Origin of the sequence: Nocardia sp. CA-129566 (assembly GCF_050956075.1) — a bacterium.
In the GTDB taxonomy this organism is placed as follows: Bacteria; Actinomycetota; Actinomycetes; order Mycobacteriales; family Mycobacteriaceae; genus Nocardia.
The window spans coordinates 7,995,678-8,013,497 of sequence record NZ_CP192085.1; the positions used below are offsets into that span (position 1 = coordinate 7,995,678).

Consider the following 17,820-nt stretch of genomic DNA (forward strand, 5'->3'; position numbering starts at 1 on the left):
ACGCCCTGCATGCTGAGGGCGAATAGCGTCGCGCGAATAGCGAACGGCCCCCTGTTCGTATCGAACAGAGGGCCGTCGCTTTGAAAATTGCCGCGCTGTAGCGGGTTACAGCGCCTTCAGTTCCTCGGTCACCTCACCGACGGACTTCTTGGCGTCGCCGAAGAGCATGGAGGTGTGGTCGGCGTAGAACAGCGGGTTGTCGATGCCGGCGAAGCCGGAGTTCATCGACCGCTTGAGCACGATCACGGACTTGGCCTGGTCGACGTTCAAGACCGGCATCCCGTAGATCGGGGACGAGGAGTCCTCGCGGGCGGCAGGGTTGGTGACGTCGTTGGCGCCGATCACCAAAGCCACATCGGTGCGCGAGAATTCGCCGTTGATGTCGTCCATTTCCTTGAGCGCGTCATAGGAAACCTCGGCCTCGGCCAGCAGCACGTTCATGTGGCCGGGCATACGACCGGCGACCGGGTGAATGGCGTATTTGACCTCGACACCCTTGGCCTCCAACAGCGAGGCCATTTCCTTGACCGCGTGCTGGGCCTGGGCCACCGCCATACCGTAGCCGGGGACCACGATGACCTGGTTGGCGTAGGCCATCTGGATCGCGGCGTCGGCGGCGGAGGTGGCCTTGGCCTGCTTCTGCTCACCATCACCCGCGCCGGGAGCGGTGCCGCCGCCACCGAAGCCACCGGCGACGATGGCGGGGATGGAGCGGTTCATGGCCTTGGCCATCAGGTTGGTCAGGATGGTGCCGGACGCGCCGACGATCATGCCCGCCACGATCATGGCGGTGTTGTTCAACGCCAGACCCGCCGCGGCAGCCGAAAGACCGGTCAAAGCGTTGAGCAGGGAGATGACGACCGGCATATCCGCGCCACCGATCGGCAGCACGACCATCAGGCCGAGCACACCGGCGAGCACGAGCACCGCGATCATCCAGTACTGGGGCACACCGTCTTTGGTGGCGCCGATACCGATCACCACGGCGGCGGCGATCGCGCCGAGCAGCAGCAGCAGGTTCAGCGGCTGCTGGAGCTTGCCGAGACCGATCGGACGCCCGGGCAGGATTTCCTGCAGCTTGCCGAACGCGATCAGCGATCCCCAGAACGACACCGAACCGATGATCGCCGCGAACAGCGACCCGATCACGATGTGGACGGTGGGTTCCTCGTCGAAGTGCGAGAAGCCTTGACTGTTGAGGAATTCCGACCACGCGATCAGCGCGACGGTGCCACCACCGACACCATTGAACGCGGCCACCAACTGCGGCATCGCGGTCATCTTGGTGTACTTCGCCGGCGGCACACCCAACACGACACCGACCACGAGCCCGGCGACGATCAGAATCCAGTTGGAGGTGTGGCGGATCGAGATCAGGGTGGCCACCACGGCGATGACCATGCCGGCGGCGGCGATCAGATTGCCGCGCACGGCGGTCTTCGGGCCGGTCAGGCCCATCAGACCGTAGATGAACATGCCGAAGGCGATGATGTAGAGACCGTTGACGAGATAGGTCACATTGTCGAAGGTATGCATCACGCTGCTTCCTTTGAACGCTCCGCTGCGGCAGCCTTCACGGGTGCGGCCTTCTTGGCCTTGAACATGCCCAGCATCCGGTCGGTGACCACGAAACCACCGATGACGTTCAGGGTTCCGAACACGACGGCGACGAACAGGATGATCTGGGTCAGGATCGAGGGATCCTCGACATTGCCCAACGTCACCAAAGCGCCGAGCACGACGATGCCGTGAATGGCGTTCGTACCCGACATCAACGGCGTGTGCAGGGTATTCGGGACTTTGGAGATGACGGCGAACCCGACGAACCCGGACAGCACCAGGATCGCGATATTGGCCAGCAGTTCGGTGTACATCAGGCTTCCACCTCACGGGTAACACAGGAGTCCGCGAGCACCTGGTCACCGAAGTCGGGCGCGATCTTCCCGTCGACCAACATCAGTTCCAGCAGGGCCGCAATATTCTTCGAGTACAGCTCGCTGGCGTGCTCGGGCATGGTGGCGGGCAGGTTCAGCGGCGAGGCGATGGTCACCTCGTGCTTGACCACCGTCTGGCCGGGTTCGGTCAGCTCGCAGTTGCCGCCGGTCTCACCGGCCAGGTCCACGATCACACTGCCGGGCTTCATCCCCTGTACCGCCGCGGCGGTGACCAGGCGCGGCGCGGGGCGTCCCGGCACCAGCGCGGTGGTGATCACCACGTCGAAGCCCTTGATCGCATCCTCCAGCGCCTGCTGCTGCTTGGCCTTTTCCTCATCGGTGAGTTCCCGCGCATACCCGCCCTCACCGGCGGCGTCGATACCCAGATCCAGCCACTGCGCACCCACCGACCGCACCTGATCGGCGACCTCGGGGCGCACGTCATAGCCGGTGGTCCGGCCGCCGAGACGCTTGGCCGTGGCCAGGGCCTGCAAACCCGCAACGCCCACACCGAGCACCAGCACGGTCGCGGGCTTCACCGTGCCCGCCGCGGTGGTGAGCATGGGGAAGAAGCGGGTGGATTCCGAGGCGGCCAGCAGCACGGCCTTGTACCCGGCGACATTGGCCTGCGATGACAGCGCGTCCATCACCTGGGCACGCGAAATCCGCGGAATCGCCTCGACGGCGAAGGCTTGCACCCCGGCCGATTTCAATGCGGGAATCTGGTTGTCGGCATTGCGGGGGGCGAGAAAGCCGATCAGGGTCTGCCCGCTGGCCAGCTTCGCCACCTCGGCGTCGCTGGGCGGAGCCACCTTCACGACCACGTCGGCCGACCACGGATCACCGATGGTCGCGCCCACCTCTTCATAGGCCGTGTCCGGAATGAGCGCACCGAGTCCGGCACCCGCTTCGATCACCACCTCCACGCCCTGCTTGAGCAGGCTGGGGATGATCTTCGGCACCAATGCGACACGCCGCTCGCCCGCGTTTGACTCGCGAACGACTCCGACACGCGCTCCGCGCGGCGACTGGTCGCCTACGCTCTGCGTTGTCTCCACTTGTCAGACTTCCTTCTCTGGCTGAGCTTCAAGCAACCGGTCGACGGCCGGACGATGTTACTAGGGAGTAAGTTCGTCCAAATCCTCGCAACTGTACCCGGCTCGCCGTGAGCGTAGCTGAGATGGCGGTCACAAGTTGCGGCCGGAATCCGCCGGTATGTCGGATTCGCGACATCGGGACGGACATGGCGGCTACCTCCGGCGCATGCGGTTGATCAGGGCTTTATCGGTTTTGATAGTTGTCGTCGCAGGTAACGGCCACAAGAACGAACGGAGAAGTCCCTTACTAACCCTCGGGTATGAATCCTGGTCAGTGCGACACAAAACTCGAGTGGCGTGATGTGCATCATGCCGGAGTCTGTCGCCAATGAGTCGTACGCCGTATGGTCGGCCATGTGAACGACTGCGTGTTCTGCCGCATCGCGGCGGGCGAGGCCCCGGCGACCAAGGTCTACGAGGACGACACGCTGTGCGCCTTCCTGGACATTCGCCCCATCGCGCGCGGCCACACCCTGATCATCCCGAGACGGCACGCCACCGAGCTGGAAGATCTGGACGCCGAATTGGGTGCCCAGATCTTCCGTGCCGGACATCGGCTCGCGCTGGCGATCCGGCGCAGCGGCCTGGCCGCCGACGGCGCGAACCTGGTGCTCAACGACGGCACCGCCGCCTTCCAGACCGTCGCGCATGTCCACCTGCACGTGATCCCGCGCCGACACGGCGACAGACTGAGCTTCGCCGCCGGACTACTGCTACGACGTCCGCATGATCCGCAGTCCACCGCGGCGGCCATCCAGGCCGGAATATCGGCGTTGGACAACGATGACGAGACAACCGCCGAGCATGGACGACGCTGGGCTGGTCAACAAGATGAGGAAGGACAACAAGGATGACCGCCCCCGCCCTGCACCGGAGCGAGCTGGCCCACCTGCTCTCGGATCAATGGGATGCGATCGCGGCCCTGGTCGCCGATCTGGACGAAGAACGTTGGCGCACACCGTCTCCGCTGCCGGGGTGGTCGTTGTTCGATGTGGTCGCCCATGTCGTCGGCACCGAATCGTGGCTGCTCGGCGAGCGCCCGCCCGCACACGATCCGATCCGGCCCAAGACCGATGTCACCACGCTGCCGCATGTGCGCAATGAAACCGGTGTGCTCAACGAGATCTGGGTCGATCGCCTGCGGCCGCTGTCGGGTAGGCGGCTGCTGGCGCTGTACACCGATGTCACCGAACGCAGGCGCGCGGCGCTGGCCGGTATGGGTGATGCCGAATGGGAGGCCGAGACCGTATCGCCGATCGGCAAGATCAGCTACAGCCGGTTCATGCTGATTCGGCTGTTCGACTGCTGGATGCACGAACTCGATATCGCCGATGGACTCGGCGTTTCCGTAGACGAGGGCGGACCGCGCGCCGAACTGGCCTTCGTCGAACTCACCAACAGCATCGGCCGGGCGGTGGCCAAGGGTGCGCAGGCACCAGATGGCTCCCGGATCACCTTCGAGCTGACCGGAGCGCTGCCGAGAACTCTGCATGTCGCGGTGCACGGCCGGGCCAATATCGTCGAAACCCTGGACGCGCCCGCCACCGTGGTGGTCGGCATGGACTCCGGCTTGTTCGCCCGGCTGCGCGGCGGACGCACCGAGGCCGAGGCGCACGCGGGTGAGTTCACCATCTCCGGCGATCAGGACCTCGGCAGCCGTCTGGTCCGCAATCTGGCCTTCACCATCTGAGTCTTGGTGCGGCTGTTCCTGTCCAGCTACCGATTCGGTGCGCACTACGACCGGCTCGCCGCACTTGTCGGCGAGCCGGGCCGAGTCGCGGTGATCCCCAACGCATGTGACGCCTGGCCCGCGGCCTGGGCGAGCGCGGTCACCAGCGATGTGACCCCGCTGCGCCGACTCGGCTACGCCCCCGAAGTGCTGGACCTGCGCGATTTCATCGGGCGCACAACCGATTTGGAGCTGGCCCTGGCCGAATATCCGCTGGTATGGGTGCGCGGCGGCAACACCTTCGTACTGCGCGCCCAATTCGCTCGCAGCGGAGCCGATGTCGTATTACCGAAACTGCTCGCCGCCGACGCGCTGGTGTACGCCGGATACAGCGCTGGCGCCTGTCTGCTGACACCGGATCTGCACGGCCTGGAATCGACCGATGATCCCGCCGAGGTCGCACCCGCCTGCGGCATCGAACCGCGGTGGGACGGAATGGGTTTGGTCGACCACCGGATCGTGCCACATCTGAACTCCGCGACCGACCCGGACGGCGCGTCCGCACGGCTGGCCGCCCGCTACCGCGCCGAGGGCATCGCGCACTGGGCGCTGACCGACAATGACGTCGTCGTGGTGGACGGCGACCGAACCGAAGTCCTGCGGTAATCGCTACACCGCCGACGCCAGGACCTCACAACGCGTCAGGGGCGAGTTCGGATTCCGGGCGCACCGCCTCGCGGCCGCGGAACACCACCCAGCGCATCGCGCTGTACATGTAGACGGCCTCACAAGCCCCCGCGAGCAGGCGCGAGAGGTGATATTCCAGGCCGAGCGCGGTCAGCCCGCTGCCGACGCCGAGGATGAAGGCGAGGTAGTTGATGATGACCACCACCACATAGACCGCGGCCTGTCTGCCGACGGGTGCGTGGGAGTGGAAGTTGAAGGTGCGGTTGAGCACGAAACTGAGCCCGAACGCGCAGACATAGGCGACGGTCACCGCGAGCCACACCGGCAGCCCCAACCAGCCGTGCAGCGCCGTGAGCAGCGCCAGATCAACGCCGAAGGTGAAGCCATTGATCAGCGCGAAACCGAGGAAGGTCGGCGCGACCAGCCGGTCGAGCCCCCATGGCAGCCGAGCGACCACCGCCGCACACCACCGAGAGAAGCCGGCCACCACGGCCTCAGTGCTCGTCACGCCGCCAGCATGCCAGCGACAGGTGTCCACCAAGTGATCACCGAGCGAACCGCGCCCGCCGCGACAAGATCAGGTGGCGGCCTCTCGACGCTGCCGCCGTGGCATGCACCCGACCTCGATCAGCCGATTTGGGTGAGCGGGGCGCGACGGTCCATGTCGGACCAGGCGACCAGCCACCGGCGGCGGGTGACGTCGTCGACTTCCTCCAGGAGGGCGTCCAGGAGCATGCGAGGCTCGCGCTGCCACTTGTCGGACAGGGTCGCGATGGCGGTCTTGCCGAACATGCCGGAGCGATCCAGTGCGGTGATCCATTCGCTGACGTCGCCCGCGTGAATGCGGCACAGCGCGTCGGTATCGATATCGCCGTCGACGAATTCGTAGGAGAACACGGCGGCGACCAGTTCGCGGTAATCCGGCGAATCAACCTGCATGAAACCTCCCTTGGTGTCGCTGCGCACCTTGGATGGGGCATCCCTCCCGATACCGCAGGATGCCTTTGCTTCGGAATTCTTACCGTCGAACCGGTCCGGCACCACTGGACCGCCCCACATCCCGCCGGTCTCCGCGTTGTAGCAAACCTCCAGGGAGAACCGGCGCCCCGACTGTTAGGGTCGAGCGTCCACTCCGGCTTTCCCGCCGTATAGCGTGAGTTGTGTGGACCTGCATGACCTGATCTCCCGCCTGCCCGACGGTGTGGTACTCACCGATCCCGACCTGTTGGCGGGCTATCGGCAGGACTGGGCACGCGACCCCGATGCGGGCACGCCGCTGGCGGTGGTTCGTGCGACCGGCACCGATGACGTCGCGGCAACCTTGCGCTGGGCGCATGAGCACCGGGTCGCGGTGGTGCCGCGCGGAGCCGGATCCGGGCTGTCCGGCGGTGCGACGGCCGTCGACGGCGGCATCGTGCTCAGCACCGAACGCATGCGCGCGATCACGGTCGATCCGGTCACCCGCACCGCCGTGGTGCAGCCGGGCCTGCTCAACGCGGAGGTCAAACGCGCAGTGGCCGAATACGGTCTGTGGTACCCGCCGGACCCGTCGTCATTCGAGATGTGCTCGATCGGCGGCAATGCCGCCACCAATGCGGGCGGCCTGTGCTGTGTGAAGTACGGCGTGACAACCGATTACGTGCTCGGCATGGAGGTGGCGCTCGCCGATGGCACGGTGGTGCGGCTGGGCGGACCGCGCCTGAAGGATTCTGCGGGCCTGTCGCTGACCAAGCTGTTCGTCGGCAGCGAGGGCACGCTCGGGATCATCACCGAACTCACCCTGCGGCTGCTGCCCGCGCAACCACCGCAGTCCACCGTGGTCGCGAGCTTCGCGACGCTGACCGCCGCCACCGATGCCATCCTCGGCATCACCGGGACGCTGCGCCCCGCCATGCTCGAATTCATGGACACGGTGGCGATCAACGCGGTCGAGGACGAAATGCGGATGGGTCTGGATCGCGAGGCGGCGGCGCTGCTGGTCGCGCGCTCGGACGCGCCCGGCGAATTCGCCGGGCACGAAGCCGAAGTCATGGTCGGCATCTGCGAAAAGGCCGGTGCCACCGAGGTTTTCCACACCGAGGATCCGGAGGAGGGTGAGGCCTTCACCGCCGCACGGCGTTTCGCCATCCCGGCGGTGGAGAAGATCGGGCCGCTGCTGCTCGAGGATGTCGGTGTGCCGCTGCCGCGGCTCGCCGATCTGGTCAATGGGATCGCGGCCATCGGCGCCCGCAATGATGTGCTGGTCTCGGTGATCGCACACGCCGGGGACGGCAATACCCACCCGCTCATCGTGCACGACCCCGCCGACCCGGCGATGACCGAGCGCGCACACCGCGCCTTCGGCGAGATCATGGATCTGGCCATCGAACTCGGCGGCACAATCACCGGCGAACACGGGGTCGGCCGATTGAAGAAAGCGTGGCTGCCCGATCAGCTCGGCCCCGATGTGATGGCACTCACTCGCCGCATCAAGGATTCGCTCGACCCGCATGGCATCCTCAACCCAGGCGCGATCCTCTAGGAACATTCCCGGCCGCGAAGGAGTTTCACCCGAACATGACCACCAGGCTCGAGCACAATGTCGCCGACACCCGGTTCGAGATCTATCTCGACGACACCCTCGCCGGATACGCCGACTACGCCGAACGTGACGATCAGAAGATCCGCGACTTCCACCACACCATGACCTTCCCGGAGTTCCGTGGCCGAGGCGTGGCCGCCCAGGTGGTCGAATACGCGCTGAACGATTCCCGCGCCGAGGGCTTCGCCATCATCCCGACCTGCTGGTATGTCGAGAAGTACATCGCCGAGCACCGCGAATACTCGGATCTGGTGGCCTAGCCGTAGCGATCGCTCGCGGGTCGCTCGAAAAGGTCAGCGCGCAGGTAGTCGGCGAGAATCGGGCACCGCGAGCGCTTCGGGCCCATCGCCATGATCGAATCGCCGATCAACCGCAGCACACCGGATTCGAACTCGCGCGCGGCCCGACCGCCCGCCCGGATCAGTCGCTTCGATGTGGTCCGGCGGACACCGGTTTTCCATTGGTCCGTGCGAGCGCTTCGATCTCGACCTCCTCCGGCTCGAGCTGATACGCCTCGACATCCGCGGTCCGAGCCGCGATCAGCCTGTTCACCACGACGTGGCGCACGTGCGCGGGCAATGCGGGCGCGAACTTCTTGACGTAGGCCGACATCCACTCCGGCTGTTCGAGCAGGAAGGGAAAGTCCGTGGTCATCATGCTGCGCACGACGATCATCGGAATCGGCGCGTCGAGCGGTCGATAGTCCTTGTTCCACAGCCCCGGCTGATCGCAACCCGGATAGAACTGACCGAGCATGACCCCGCGTGCCACGAACGCACCCTTGAGCTCCGCGTGCAGCTCATCGATCAGGGTGTAGTCCTGCAGATCCGGCAATACCGTGATCAGCGTGCGCAGTACCGCCGCACCACCTTCGGTGGGCGGCAGGGTCCGGTACAGCTCCATCGCATCGGAAAGCACCAGGCGAACGAATGACGGCCACGGACGCGCACCGGGGATCCGCCCGACCCACATCAGGTCGCGGCGCATGGACGGTGCGACATACGGACAGACCGGTCCATCGCGGCCCAACTCCTGGTTATCGGCCGCCAAATGGTCCTCGGCCCACATTCGGACCACGTCCATCGCGTTTCTCGTGAATGGACATGGCATTTCGGTCATGGACAGCGGGACCCAATTCATCCCCGACCGCGGTCCAATTACGATCTTGGTCATAACCCCACCTCGTATTGTTTACGAAGTCGAGTATCCACCTATTGCGGCTGGTTAAATAGGTAGCAAGGCACCCGAATTCCTTGGGCAACTTCCGTACGAAATGTAGTGCAAAAAAGTGTAACGCTTCGCCGCCCGGAGCCGACATAACGCCGAAGACCGTGTTCAGCGCATCGCAGGCCAGCGGATCTGTGCCAATTTTCGGCGACTGCCAGCCGGATCAGCCCGAACCTCTTTCGCAACTTTTATCTGCGATGTCATGTATCGAGTCGCCGCCGGCATGAACACGATCAAACAACCGAACGGCTTCGAAATATTTCCACACAAGATCGTGCCCCGAAATATCGGGGGTTTCGAGAGCATAAAAAAAGACCGGGTGTTCCATACTCGGCAGAGTAGGAAACACCCGGTCGGTATGAGCTGTCAGCCCCGCAGCAGCGCGCGCGACATGACGACGCGCTGGATCTGGTTGGTGCCCTCGTAGATCTGGGTGATCTTCGCGTCACGCATCATCCGCTCCACCGGGAAGTCGGTGGTGTAGCCCGCGCCGCCGAAGAGCTGCACGGCGTTGGTGGTGACCTCCATGGCCACATCCGAGGCGAAGCACTTGGCGGCGGCGGAGATGAACCCGAGGTTCTTCTCGCCACGCTCGGCGCGGGCGGCCGAGGTGTAGACCATGAGACGGGCGGCCTCGATCTTCATCGCCATATCGGCGAGCATGAACTGGGTGTTCTGGAAGTCGGCGATCGCGGTGCCGAACTGCTTGCGGTCCTTGGTATATGCGATCGCGGCGTCCAGCGCGCCCTGCGCGATGCCGACGGCCTGCGCGCCGATGGTCGGGCGGGTGTGGTCGAGGGTCTGCAGCGCGGTCTTGAAACCGGTGCCCGGCGCGCCGATGATGCGGTCACCCGGCACCCGGCAGTTCTCGAAATACAGTTCGGCGGTGGGCGATCCCTTGATGCCGAGCTTGTGCTCGAGCGGGCCGACCACGAAGCCCTCGTCGTCCTTGTGCACCATGAACGCCGAAATGCCGTTGGCGCCCTTATCCGCATCGGTTACCGCCATCACGGTGTACCAGGAGGACTTGCCGCCGTTGGTGATCCAACACTTGGAGCCGTTGATGACCCAGTCGTCGCCGTCCTGCTTGGCGCGGGTGCGCATGCCGGCGGCATCCGAGCCCGCCTCACGCTCGGACAGCGCGTAGGAGGCCATCTCGCCATTGACGACATCCGGCAGCACCTTGTGCTTGAGGTCCTCGGAGCCGTTGAGGATCAGACCCATGGTGCCGAGCTTGTTGACCGCCGGAATCAGCGAGGACGAACCGCAGACGCGGGCAACCTCTTCGATCACGATGCAGGTGGCGACCGAGTCCGCACCCTGGCCGCCGTAGGCCTCCGGCACGTGCACCGCGTTGAAGCCCGCGGCGGTCAGCGCGTTGAGCGCCTCCTCCGGGAAGCGGGAGTTGCCGTCGACATCCTTGGCGTAGGGAGCGATTTCCTTCTCCGCCAGTCCGCGGATGGCCGCACGAAGTTCGTCGTGGAAGTCCTCCAACTGGAACAGATTGAAGTCCGGATTTCCCGCCATGGGGGCACACTCCTGGTTTGTCGGTCGTGATGGTGCCGGGTCGATATCCAGCATTCGGCACTCAGTGCCATCTTCTGACCAGTGTACGTCCAGAATGGGGCGTCAAGTGCGGTTACATCATGGCACTGAGTGTCAGATAGTGCATACTGTGATTCCTGTCACAGATTGCCGAGCTGCCGGGTCACCAGATCGGCGACCTGCCTCGGCGGCATATCCCGCGGGAACACCGCCACCACCAGTTCCCCGGCGCCCGGCCCGCGCCCGCCACCGCGCGGAATCGCCGCCAGCTCCCCCCGCAGATCCGCCGCACCCGCATCCGATTCACCACGCACCATGCGCCGCAACAGGTAGTTGTGCGTGGCCGTCACCGCGGCCGTGAACTGCACCCGCGCCAGATCCGGCACCTCGGGCAGCCGCTCACGCAGATAGTCGGTGAACAGCCGCTCGTACCGGAATACGGTCACGATCTCGCGCTCGCGCAGCGCCGGCACCCGCCGCACCACCCGATAACGCCGCTCGGCGATCTCGCGCCACTGCGTGAACCGCTCGAATACCTGCACCACCGCGGCACAGACCGCCTCCCACGGATCACCCTGCGCCGCCGCCAAGAACTGCGCCGCCTGCACCAACTGCGATTCGTGATCGGCGAAGATCACGTCTTCCTTGGACCGGAACTGCCGAAAGAACGTCCGCCGCGAAATCCCCGCCGCCTCCGCGATCTCATCCACCGAGGTCGACTCATACCCCTGCTCGGCGAACAACCGCAGTGCCTGATCCACGACCGTCAGCCGAAACCGAGCCGTATCGTCGCCATTGCGCGGCCGCCCACTCTCACCAGTCACCACCCGATCACCGTACTGAGCCCCGCCGAGCGCATGTGGTCGACCTGCTCGAGGCCAGCGACATTTCGACTGGTCGGAATGCATTACCGAATCGGTCACCGTGCTCCGGGCGGGCGGCTCGGTCAGCCGAGGAGTTTGGTGCGCAGGGCCTGGTCCTTTTCCAGGACCATTGTTTCGAGACCGGCCTGGAACTGTTCCATGCGACTGCGCAGGGCGGGGTCGTGGGCGGCGAGGATACGCACGGCGAGTAGGCCCGCATTGCGGGCGCCGCCGATGGAGACGGTGGCGACCGGCACGCCCGCGGGCATTTGCACGATGGACAGCAGCGAGTCCATGCCGTCGAGGTATTTGAGGGGAACGGGCACGCCGATGACGGGGAGCGCGGTGGCGGAGGCGACCATACCGGGCAGGTGGGCCGCGCCGCCCGCGCCCGCGATGATGACCCGCAGGCCGCGGCCCGCCGCTTCGCGCGCGTAGTCGAGCATGCGCTGGGGGGTGCGGTGGGCCGAGACGACGCCGACCTCGAACCGAATGTCGAACTCCGCCAAGGCCACCGCGGCGGCCTCCATGGTCGGCCAGTCGGAGTCGCTGCCCATGATCAGGCCAACTTGCGCATTACTCACCGTGGGGATCCCATCCGTCGGTCCACATCGCGTGCGACATCCAATGCGCCGCGCGCTCGGCCTGCTCGCGCACCACGGCGACATTGTCGCCGAGCACGTTGATATGCCCGATCTTGCGATCCTGGCGTTCGCTCTTGCCGTAGAGATGCACCTTCGCCTGCGGCATTCTGGCGAACAGGTGGTGCAGCCGCTCGTCCATCGACATGGTCGGCGCCTCGGGCGCACCGAGGATATTGGCCATCACGGTGACCGGTGCCAGCGGACGGGTATCACCGAGCGGATAGTCGAGTACCGCGCGCAGATGCTGTTCGAACTGGCCGGTGCACGCGCCGTCCATGCCCCAGTGCCCGGAGTTGTGCGGCCGCATGGCCAGTTCATTGATCAGGATCGCGCCGTCAGTGGTTTCGAAGAGCTCGACCGCCATCGCGCCGACGACGCCGAGTTCGCTGGCCAGGTTCAGCGCGAGCGTTTCGGCCCGCGTGGCCAGTTCGTCGCTCAGGTCCGGCGCCGGCGCGATCACCACGGCGCACTGGCCGTTGCGCTGCACCGTCTCGACCACCGGCCAGGTCGCGGCCTGACCGAACGGCGAACGGGCCACCATCGCCGACAGTTCGCGCTTCAGGTCCACCTTGGCCTCGGCGAGCAGTTGCACACCGTGCGCGAGCTGGTCGGCCACGATCGTCTCGGCCTCGGCCGCCGACTCCGGCATCCAGACACCGCGCCCGTCGTAACCGCCGCGCACCGCCTTCAGCACCACCCGCCAGTCGTGCTCGGTACCGAACCGCACCGCATCGGCCACCGAGGTGACCGGGATGAACGCGGGTACCGGCAGTCCGAGTTCGGACAGCTTGGTCCGCATGGCGAGTTTGTCCTGCGCGAAGACCAGTGCGCGCGGCGGCGGCTGCACATTCACGCCCTCGGCGACCAGTGCCTCCAGATATTCGGTCGGCACATGCTCGTGGTCGAAGGTGAGCGCGTGCGAGCCGACGGCGGCCTTGCGCAGCGCGGCCAGATCGGTGTGACTGCCGAGCACCACCTCGGGGCTCACCTGGGCGGCCGGGTCGTCCGGACGCTCGGCGAGCACCCGTAGCCGCTGGCCCAGGGCGATGGCGGCCTGGTGCGTCATGCGCGCAAGCTGACCACCACCGATCATGGTGACGGTGGGCATGGCGGCAGGATCGAACGAACGGTGGGCACTCACGTCGTGCAATCTTGTCATGTCCGAGGGCCGGGATTCGTACCGGTACACTCGGGCCTTGTGTCATTCGTCGACGACGTGGTCAACGTCCTCCCCAAACCGCTGCGGGAGATCGCGTACCGCCACCACGAGCTGATCAAATTCGCCATCGTCGGCGCCACCACCTTCATCATCGACTCGGGCATCTTCTACGTGCTCAAGTGGACCGTGCTGGAGACCAAGCCGGTCACCGCGAAGATCATCTCCGGGGTGATCGCGGTCATCTGCTCCTACATCCTCAACCGCGAGTGGTCGTTCAAGAACCGCGGCGGACGCGAGAAGCATCACGAGGCGCTGCTGTTCTTCGGTGTCAGCGGTGTCGGGGTGGTGCTGAGCTTCATTCCGCTCTGGATCTCCAGCTACGTCTTCGACCTGCGCCAACCCGATGTGAGCTTCACCGTCGAGAACATCGCGGACTTCATCAGCGCCTTCATCATCGGCAATCTGCTGCAGATGGCCTTCCGCTTCTGGGCGATGCGCCGCTGGGTGTTCCCGGACGAGATCAGTGAGCTCGTCGAGGAAATCGAAGAGATGCTCGAGGAAGAGCAGCTCGGCCACAGCTAGCGCGGCTCCGGCACCTGCGCGCCATTGGACGTGCGCGGCGGCGACGCACTGGATCCGAGGAACATCGCGAACAGCGCGGGCCTGCGCCGCTGCAACTCCAGCCGTCCACCATCGGCCTCGACGAGCGCCCTGGCCAGGGCCAGCCCGACACCGGTGGATCCACCCGCCGAGAAGCCGCGATCGAAGATGTGCGGCGCGAGTTCGTCACGCACACCATCGCCCTCATCGGCCACCTCGACCACCACCAGCGGCTCGCGATCGCTGACCGTGCGCACGGTGCGCACCGACACCGTGCAGGTGCCGCCGCCGTGCATCAGCGCATTGTCGACCAGGACGGCCAGTGATTCGCGCAGGCGGGATCCGGTGATCGGGGCGCGCAGGGATTCGTCACCGATCAGTCGCAGGGTGCGGCCCGCCTCGGTGAACGGATGCGACCACTCCTCGACGACGCCGCGCAATTCATCCATCACCGGCACCGGATCGCGGTCGGCGGCATCCTCGTCGCGCGAGGCGCGGACCAGATCATCGATGGCGTCGGTGAGTCGATCGACCTGCGCCATCGCCTCCTCGGCCTCGTGCACGACGGCCGGGTCGGAGTGCGCGGACAGCTCGTCCAGCCGTAGGCGCACCGCGGTCAGGCGGCTGCGCAGCTGATGCGAAACGTCGGCGACCAGTGCGTGCTCGCGCTGCAGCCGCCCGGCGATCTCGACGGTCGCCGAATCGAGCACATCGGAGACCCGGTCCAGTTCGGAGATACCGTGCCGACGCGGATCCGGCCGGAAGTCGCCCATCGCCAGCCGTGCCGCCCTGGCCGCCACATCACGCAGCGGATCGGCGACGCGACGCGCGGTGATCATCGCCACCGACACCGCCGCGCCGAGCGAGGCGAGCACCGCGAAGGCCACCACCGCGACGGCCTGGATCTGCATCACATGCATGGGTCCGGACGGGATCTCCAAGCGCAGCGACCCCTTTGTGCCCATGGACAGCGATTCGACCAGTGGGTTTTCGATCTCTTCCGCGCCGATATCGAGCCGGGACGCATTGTCCTGCGGCGCCGGATAGATGATGGTCAGCTTGCCGTCCTTGGGGATCAGCGGCCGCACCAAACGGGTGTCGAGCTCGCCGAGCACCATACCCTCACCGTGTTCCTGGGCGATGATCTCGGCGGCGATCCGCTCCAGCCGGTTCTCCAGGTCGTTGCGGGTGATGTCCTCGACCCACAGCCACGCGGTATAGATCAGCGGAACCCCGAGCACCACCGTGGTGATGGTCAGCACGGTGAGGATCGATCGCAGAATTCTGCGTCTCATATCAGCTGCGCCACACCATCAGTCGGTGTTCAAACGGAAGCCGACCCCGCGCACGGTGACAATGCGCCGCTCCGCCATCGGGCCCTCGTCGCCGATCTTGCGGCGCAGCCAGGACATGTGCATATCCAAGGTCTTGGAACCGCGTAGCTCGGCGTCGCCCCATACTTCGCGCAGAATCGTCTCGCGCGCGACCACCTGGCCCGCCCGATCGATCAGCACCTTGAGCAACTCGTATTCCTTATTGGCCAAACCGACCTCGACGCCGTTGACCAGCACTCGACGCGCCGCCGGCTCCAGCCGGATGCCGCCGACCTCGACGGCCTCGTCGCCGATTCCACTGCGTCGCAACAGCGCTCGCACCCGCGCGAGCAATTCGGCCAGCCGGAACGGTTTGCCGACATAGTCGTCGGCGCCCGCGTCCAAGCCGACGACGAAGTCCACCTCGTCGGTGCGCGCGGTGAGCATTAGCACGGCCAGGTCGGCGCCACGGGCACGGACCTGACGGCATACCTCGAGTCCGTCCATTCCGGGCAGACCGAGATCGAGAATGAGCAGATCGTGATCGCCCTCGAGCGCCCGCTTCAGCACCGCGGGCCCGAAACGCTCGACAGTGACCGAATAGCCCTCACGCCCCAGCGCACGCGAGAGCGGTGCGGCGATGGCCTCATCGTCTTCGGCCAGTAGTACGGCGGTCATTGACCCAGATTATCGCGCGACTGTTCGAATACCTGGTGGTACAGCAGGGCGTGCACCTGCTGCACCTGCGGAATGTCGTCGTATTCGAGCGGTTCCTCCGAAGACGAACCGATGATCAGGGTGCCGGTGCCGAGCAGCCGGTCGAACAGACCGTGGCGGAACTGCACACTCGAAATCCGGCTCATCGGGATATCGATGCCGGTGTGGGTGAGCACGCCCTGACGGATCAGCACCCGGCGGTCGGTCACGATGAAATGCGTCGACTTCCAGCTGATAACCGGTGCGGCACAACGCCATACGAGGATGCCGAGCCAAACCACGAGCACTACGATCAGCAGTACCGAACGACTCGTGCCCTCGGCCTTGCGCGAGATGAACCCCCCGGCGAATCCGGCGAGCGCGGTCGCGACGATGAGCGTCACGATCGGCCAGAACAGCATTTTCCAATGCGGATGACGATGGAGTATCAACTGCTCGTCCGGGGCGAGCACCTCCTCCGGATAACCCATGACGGAACCCTACCGCGAGAACACGCCCGAAAGCGTGGACAATGACGCGTGCCGTGCTGCACAATCGTCACCTCGCGCCGTCGGCGGCTCGAGCCCTTCTCGAGTCAGCTCGAGTTTCGGCACAGCTTCGCTACCCAACCCCGCCCCGACGGCAGCCGCTCGACCCCGGCCGGGGCTCGGCTCTGCCCGTTCGACTTGCTCTCGTTTTGTTCTGCTCAACGCTCTGCCTGTGAAAAGACAAGTCCGGCTTGACAAGACGTCGATAAACGAACCGTGGAGGCGTGTGTGACCAAGGATCTAACCCAGCTGCAAATCCTGACCGAACTCGAACCGGTGGCCGAACAGAATCTCAACCGCCACCTGTCGTTGGCCAAGGACTGGCATCCGCACGACTACGTCCCGTGGGACGAGGCTCGCAACTTCGCCGCGATGGGCGGTGTGGACTGGGCACCGGAGCAGTCCAAACTGAACGAGGTCGCCAAGGCCGCCATGATCACCAATCTGCTCACCGAGGACAATCTGCCCTCCTACCACCGACTGATCGCCGAGCACTTCTCCCAGGACGGCGCCTGGGGCAGCTGGGTCGGGCGCTGGACGGCCGAGGAGAACCGGCACGGCATCGTCATACGCGACTACCTCGTGGTCACCCGCGGCGTCGATCCGGTCGCGCTCGAACAGGACCGCATGATCCATATGACCCGCGGCGTGCCCTCGCCCGATGGCTGGGGCTGGGGCGGATTCCTGGTGAACGTCGCGTACGTGACATTCCAGGAGCTGGCCACCCGGGTCAGCCACCGCAATACCGGCAGGGTCTGCGATGACGCCATCGCCGACCGCATGCTGCAGCGCATCGCCGCCGACGAAAACCTGCACATGATCTTCTACCGCAATATGTGCGGCGCGGGCTTGGACCTGGTACCCGACCAGGCCATGGCCGCGATCACCACGATCCTCACCAATTTCGTCATGCCCGGCTTCGGAATGCCGAACTTCCGCCGCAACGGCGCACTGATGGCCAAACACGGCATCTACGACCTGCGCCAACACCTCGAAGAGGTGGTGCAGCCGGTGCTCAAGAAGTGGAACATCTTCGACCGCACCGACTTCGGCCCGCGCGGCGAGCAGGCCCGCGAGGAACTCGCCACATTCCTGGAGAAGCTGGAGAAGGACGTGCTCAAGTTCGAAGAACAGCGCGACCGCTTGCTCGCCAGGGAAGCGGCACGCGGCATCATGCAGCCCGTCTGACTCGAACACTCGACCCGAAAGTCGGTGCCCCGCAACAGGTCCCGCCCAATCAGCCGCACACCCGTCGGG

At 65.6% G+C, this 17,820-nt stretch carries 21 protein-coding genes; 7 read left to right on the top strand and 14 right to left on the bottom strand.

The window, feature by feature from the left end:
- Positions 1-105: 105 nt before the first annotated feature.
- From ACQP0C_RS35610 to ACQP0C_RS35620, 3 genes are read right to left on the bottom strand one after another with little or no spacing between them, the layout of a single operon-like run.
- Positions 106-1,518, bottom strand: coding sequence for an NAD(P)(+) transhydrogenase (Re/Si-specific) subunit beta (locus ACQP0C_RS35610; RefSeq protein ID WP_433734743.1), 1,413 nt, complete (start codon positions 1,516-1,518; stop codon positions 106-108).
- 17 nt (positions 1,519-1,535) lie between these two features.
- Positions 1,536-1,874 (bottom strand): NAD(P) transhydrogenase subunit alpha, encoded by a 339-nt coding sequence (locus ACQP0C_RS35615; RefSeq protein WP_433727267.1) that lies wholly within the window; start codon positions 1,872-1,874, stop codon positions 1,536-1,538.
- Positions 1,874-2,992: a Re/Si-specific NAD(P)(+) transhydrogenase subunit alpha gene (locus ACQP0C_RS35620; protein ID WP_433727269.1), complete on the bottom strand. Its 1,119-nt coding sequence runs from the start codon at positions 2,990-2,992 to the stop codon at positions 1,874-1,876. Before ACQP0C_RS35620 ends, ACQP0C_RS35615 begins: the two co-directional genes overlap by 1 nt.
- Positions 2,993-3,387: 395 nt before the next feature.
- Here ACQP0C_RS35620 and ACQP0C_RS35625 point away from each other — a divergent pair, with 395 nt between their 5' ends.
- Genes ACQP0C_RS35625 through ACQP0C_RS35635 form a run of 3 tightly spaced genes read left to right on the top strand, consistent with a single transcriptional unit; the run spans position 3,388 to position 5,366 of the window.
- On the top strand, positions 3,388-3,885 hold the full coding sequence (locus ACQP0C_RS35625) for an HIT family protein (RefSeq protein ID WP_433727271.1): 498 nt from the start codon (positions 3,388-3,390) through the stop codon (positions 3,883-3,885).
- The gene (locus tag ACQP0C_RS35630; RefSeq protein ID WP_433727273.1) at positions 3,882-4,721 is read left to right on the top strand and encodes a maleylpyruvate isomerase family mycothiol-dependent enzyme; all 840 of its coding nucleotides are present in this window, start codon (positions 3,882-3,884) and stop codon (positions 4,719-4,721) included. The genes ACQP0C_RS35625 and ACQP0C_RS35630 overlap by 4 nt, the downstream gene beginning before the upstream one ends.
- A gap of 6 nt (positions 4,722-4,727) precedes the next feature.
- Complete coding sequence (locus ACQP0C_RS35635; RefSeq protein WP_433734744.1) at positions 4,728-5,366, top strand: Type 1 glutamine amidotransferase-like domain-containing protein; 639 nt, start codon at positions 4,728-4,730, stop codon at positions 5,364-5,366.
- A gap of 25 nt (positions 5,367-5,391) precedes the next feature.
- Here ACQP0C_RS35635 and ACQP0C_RS35640 read toward each other — a convergent pair whose 3' ends face one another.
- Together ACQP0C_RS35640 and ACQP0C_RS35645 are read right to left on the bottom strand one after the other, a co-directional pair.
- Positions 5,392-5,895, bottom strand: a complete 504-nt coding sequence (locus ACQP0C_RS35640; protein WP_433727276.1) for a GtrA family protein — start codon at positions 5,893-5,895, stop codon at positions 5,392-5,394.
- A 119-nt stretch (positions 5,896-6,014) separates the two neighbouring features.
- Positions 6,015-6,326 (bottom strand): hypothetical protein, encoded by a 312-nt coding sequence (locus ACQP0C_RS35645; RefSeq protein ID WP_433727278.1) that lies wholly within the window; start codon positions 6,324-6,326, stop codon positions 6,015-6,017.
- Between the two features lie 223 nt (positions 6,327-6,549).
- On the opposite strand from ACQP0C_RS35645, the gene ACQP0C_RS35650 reads away from it, so the two are divergent.
- Both ACQP0C_RS35650 and ACQP0C_RS35655 read left to right on the top strand, forming a co-directional pair.
- Positions 6,550-7,908 carry an FAD-binding oxidoreductase gene (locus tag ACQP0C_RS35650; RefSeq protein ID WP_433727280.1) on the top strand — a complete coding sequence of 453 codons (1,359 nt, stop codon included), beginning with the start codon at positions 6,550-6,552 and terminating at the stop codon, positions 7,906-7,908.
- 35 nt (positions 7,909-7,943) lie between these two features.
- On the top strand, positions 7,944-8,228 hold the full coding sequence (locus tag ACQP0C_RS35655; protein WP_433727282.1) for a GNAT family N-acetyltransferase: 285 nt from the start codon (positions 7,944-7,946) through the stop codon (positions 8,226-8,228).
- 160 nt (positions 8,229-8,388) lie between these two features.
- On the opposite strand, the gene ACQP0C_RS35660 is transcribed toward ACQP0C_RS35655, so the two are convergent.
- The 6 genes from ACQP0C_RS35660 to ACQP0C_RS35685 all read right to left on the bottom strand — a co-directional run bounded on the left by ACQP0C_RS35660 (position 8,389) and on the right by ACQP0C_RS35685 (position 13,355).
- Positions 8,389-9,051, bottom strand: coding sequence for a DUF6875 domain-containing protein (locus ACQP0C_RS35660; protein ID WP_433727284.1), 663 nt, complete (start codon positions 9,049-9,051; stop codon positions 8,389-8,391).
- 307 nt (positions 9,052-9,358) lie between these two features.
- Positions 9,359-9,523: a hypothetical protein gene (locus ACQP0C_RS35665; RefSeq protein WP_433727286.1), complete on the bottom strand. Its 165-nt coding sequence runs from the start codon at positions 9,521-9,523 to the stop codon at positions 9,359-9,361.
- Between the two features lie 38 nt (positions 9,524-9,561).
- Positions 9,562-10,722 carry an acyl-CoA dehydrogenase gene (locus ACQP0C_RS35670; RefSeq protein ID WP_433727288.1) on the bottom strand — a complete coding sequence of 387 codons (1,161 nt, stop codon included), beginning with the start codon at positions 10,720-10,722 and terminating at the stop codon, positions 9,562-9,564.
- A 158-nt stretch (positions 10,723-10,880) separates the two neighbouring features.
- Positions 10,881-11,564 carry a TetR family transcriptional regulator gene (locus tag ACQP0C_RS35675; RefSeq protein WP_433734745.1) on the bottom strand — a complete coding sequence of 228 codons (684 nt, stop codon included), beginning with the start codon at positions 11,562-11,564 and terminating at the stop codon, positions 10,881-10,883.
- A gap of 122 nt (positions 11,565-11,686) precedes the next feature.
- Positions 11,687-12,196 carry a 5-(carboxyamino)imidazole ribonucleotide mutase gene (purE, locus tag ACQP0C_RS35680; protein WP_433734746.1) on the bottom strand — a complete coding sequence of 170 codons (510 nt, stop codon included), beginning with the start codon at positions 12,194-12,196 and terminating at the stop codon, positions 11,687-11,689.
- On the bottom strand, positions 12,180-13,355 hold the full coding sequence (locus tag ACQP0C_RS35685) for a 5-(carboxyamino)imidazole ribonucleotide synthase (RefSeq protein WP_433727290.1): 1,176 nt from the start codon (positions 13,353-13,355) through the stop codon (positions 12,180-12,182). Before ACQP0C_RS35685 ends, purE begins: the two co-directional genes overlap by 17 nt.
- A gap of 90 nt (positions 13,356-13,445) precedes the next feature.
- On the opposite strand from ACQP0C_RS35685, the gene ACQP0C_RS35690 reads away from it, so the two are divergent.
- Positions 13,446-13,988 (top strand): GtrA family protein, encoded by a 543-nt coding sequence (locus ACQP0C_RS35690; protein ID WP_433680727.1) that lies wholly within the window; start codon positions 13,446-13,448, stop codon positions 13,986-13,988.
- On the opposite strand, the gene ACQP0C_RS35695 is transcribed toward ACQP0C_RS35690, so the two are convergent.
- Genes ACQP0C_RS35695 through ACQP0C_RS35705 form a run of 3 tightly spaced genes read right to left on the bottom strand, consistent with a single transcriptional unit; the run spans position 13,985 to position 16,506 of the window.
- The gene (locus tag ACQP0C_RS35695) at positions 13,985-15,301 is read right to left on the bottom strand and encodes a sensor histidine kinase (protein ID WP_433727292.1); all 1,317 of its coding nucleotides are present in this window, start codon (positions 15,299-15,301) and stop codon (positions 13,985-13,987) included. The two genes, ACQP0C_RS35690 and ACQP0C_RS35695, sit on opposite strands and share 4 nt — an antisense overlap.
- Positions 15,302-15,319: 18 nt before the next feature.
- Positions 15,320-15,997 (bottom strand): response regulator transcription factor, encoded by a 678-nt coding sequence (locus ACQP0C_RS35700; protein ID WP_433727294.1) that lies wholly within the window; start codon positions 15,995-15,997, stop codon positions 15,320-15,322.
- The gene (locus ACQP0C_RS35705) at positions 15,994-16,506 is read right to left on the bottom strand and encodes a PH domain-containing protein (protein WP_433727296.1); all 513 of its coding nucleotides are present in this window, start codon (positions 16,504-16,506) and stop codon (positions 15,994-15,996) included. Before ACQP0C_RS35705 ends, ACQP0C_RS35700 begins: the two co-directional genes overlap by 4 nt.
- A 285-nt stretch (positions 16,507-16,791) precedes the next feature.
- Between ACQP0C_RS35705 and ACQP0C_RS35710 the strand changes: the two genes are divergently transcribed.
- Complete coding sequence (locus tag ACQP0C_RS35710) at positions 16,792-17,751, top strand: acyl-ACP desaturase (RefSeq protein WP_433727298.1); 960 nt, start codon at positions 16,792-16,794, stop codon at positions 17,749-17,751.
- Positions 17,752-17,820 lie beyond the last annotated feature (69 nt).

Excerpts from the sequence above, each read along its gene's own strand:
- ACQP0C_RS35705 (WP_433727296.1), bottom strand. The coding sequence starts at position 16,506 with ATGGGTTATCCGGAGGAGGTGCTCGCCCCGGACGAGCAGTTGATACTC.
- ACQP0C_RS35660 (WP_433727284.1), bottom strand. The coding sequence starts at position 9,051 with ATGGACGTGGTCCGAATGTGGGCCGAGGACCATTTGGCGGCCGATAAC.
- ACQP0C_RS35630 (WP_433727273.1), top strand. The coding sequence starts at position 3,882 with ATGACCGCCCCCGCCCTGCACCGGAGCGAGCTGGCCCACCTGCTCTCG.
- ACQP0C_RS35700 (WP_433727294.1), bottom strand. The coding sequence starts at position 15,997 with ATGACCGCCGTACTACTGGCCGAAGACGATGAGGCCATCGCCGCACCG.
- ACQP0C_RS35695 (WP_433727292.1), bottom strand. The coding sequence starts at position 15,301 with ATGAGACGCAGAATTCTGCGATCGATCCTCACCGTGCTGACCATCACC.
- ACQP0C_RS35645 (WP_433727278.1), bottom strand. The coding sequence starts at position 6,326 with ATGCAGGTTGATTCGCCGGATTACCGCGAACTGGTCGCCGCCGTGTTC.
- ACQP0C_RS35685 (WP_433727290.1), bottom strand. The coding sequence starts at position 13,355 with ATGCCCACCGTCACCATGATCGGTGGTGGTCAGCTTGCGCGCATGACG.
- ACQP0C_RS35615 (WP_433727267.1), bottom strand. The coding sequence starts at position 1,874 with ATGTACACCGAACTGCTGGCCAATATCGCGATCCTGGTGCTGTCCGGG.
- ACQP0C_RS35655 (WP_433727282.1), top strand. The coding sequence starts at position 7,944 with ATGACCACCAGGCTCGAGCACAATGTCGCCGACACCCGGTTCGAGATC.
- ACQP0C_RS35670 (WP_433727288.1), bottom strand. The coding sequence starts at position 10,722 with ATGGCGGGAAATCCGGACTTCAATCTGTTCCAGTTGGAGGACTTCCAC.
- ACQP0C_RS35665 (WP_433727286.1), bottom strand. The coding sequence starts at position 9,523 with ATGGAACACCCGGTCTTTTTTTATGCTCTCGAAACCCCCGATATTTCG.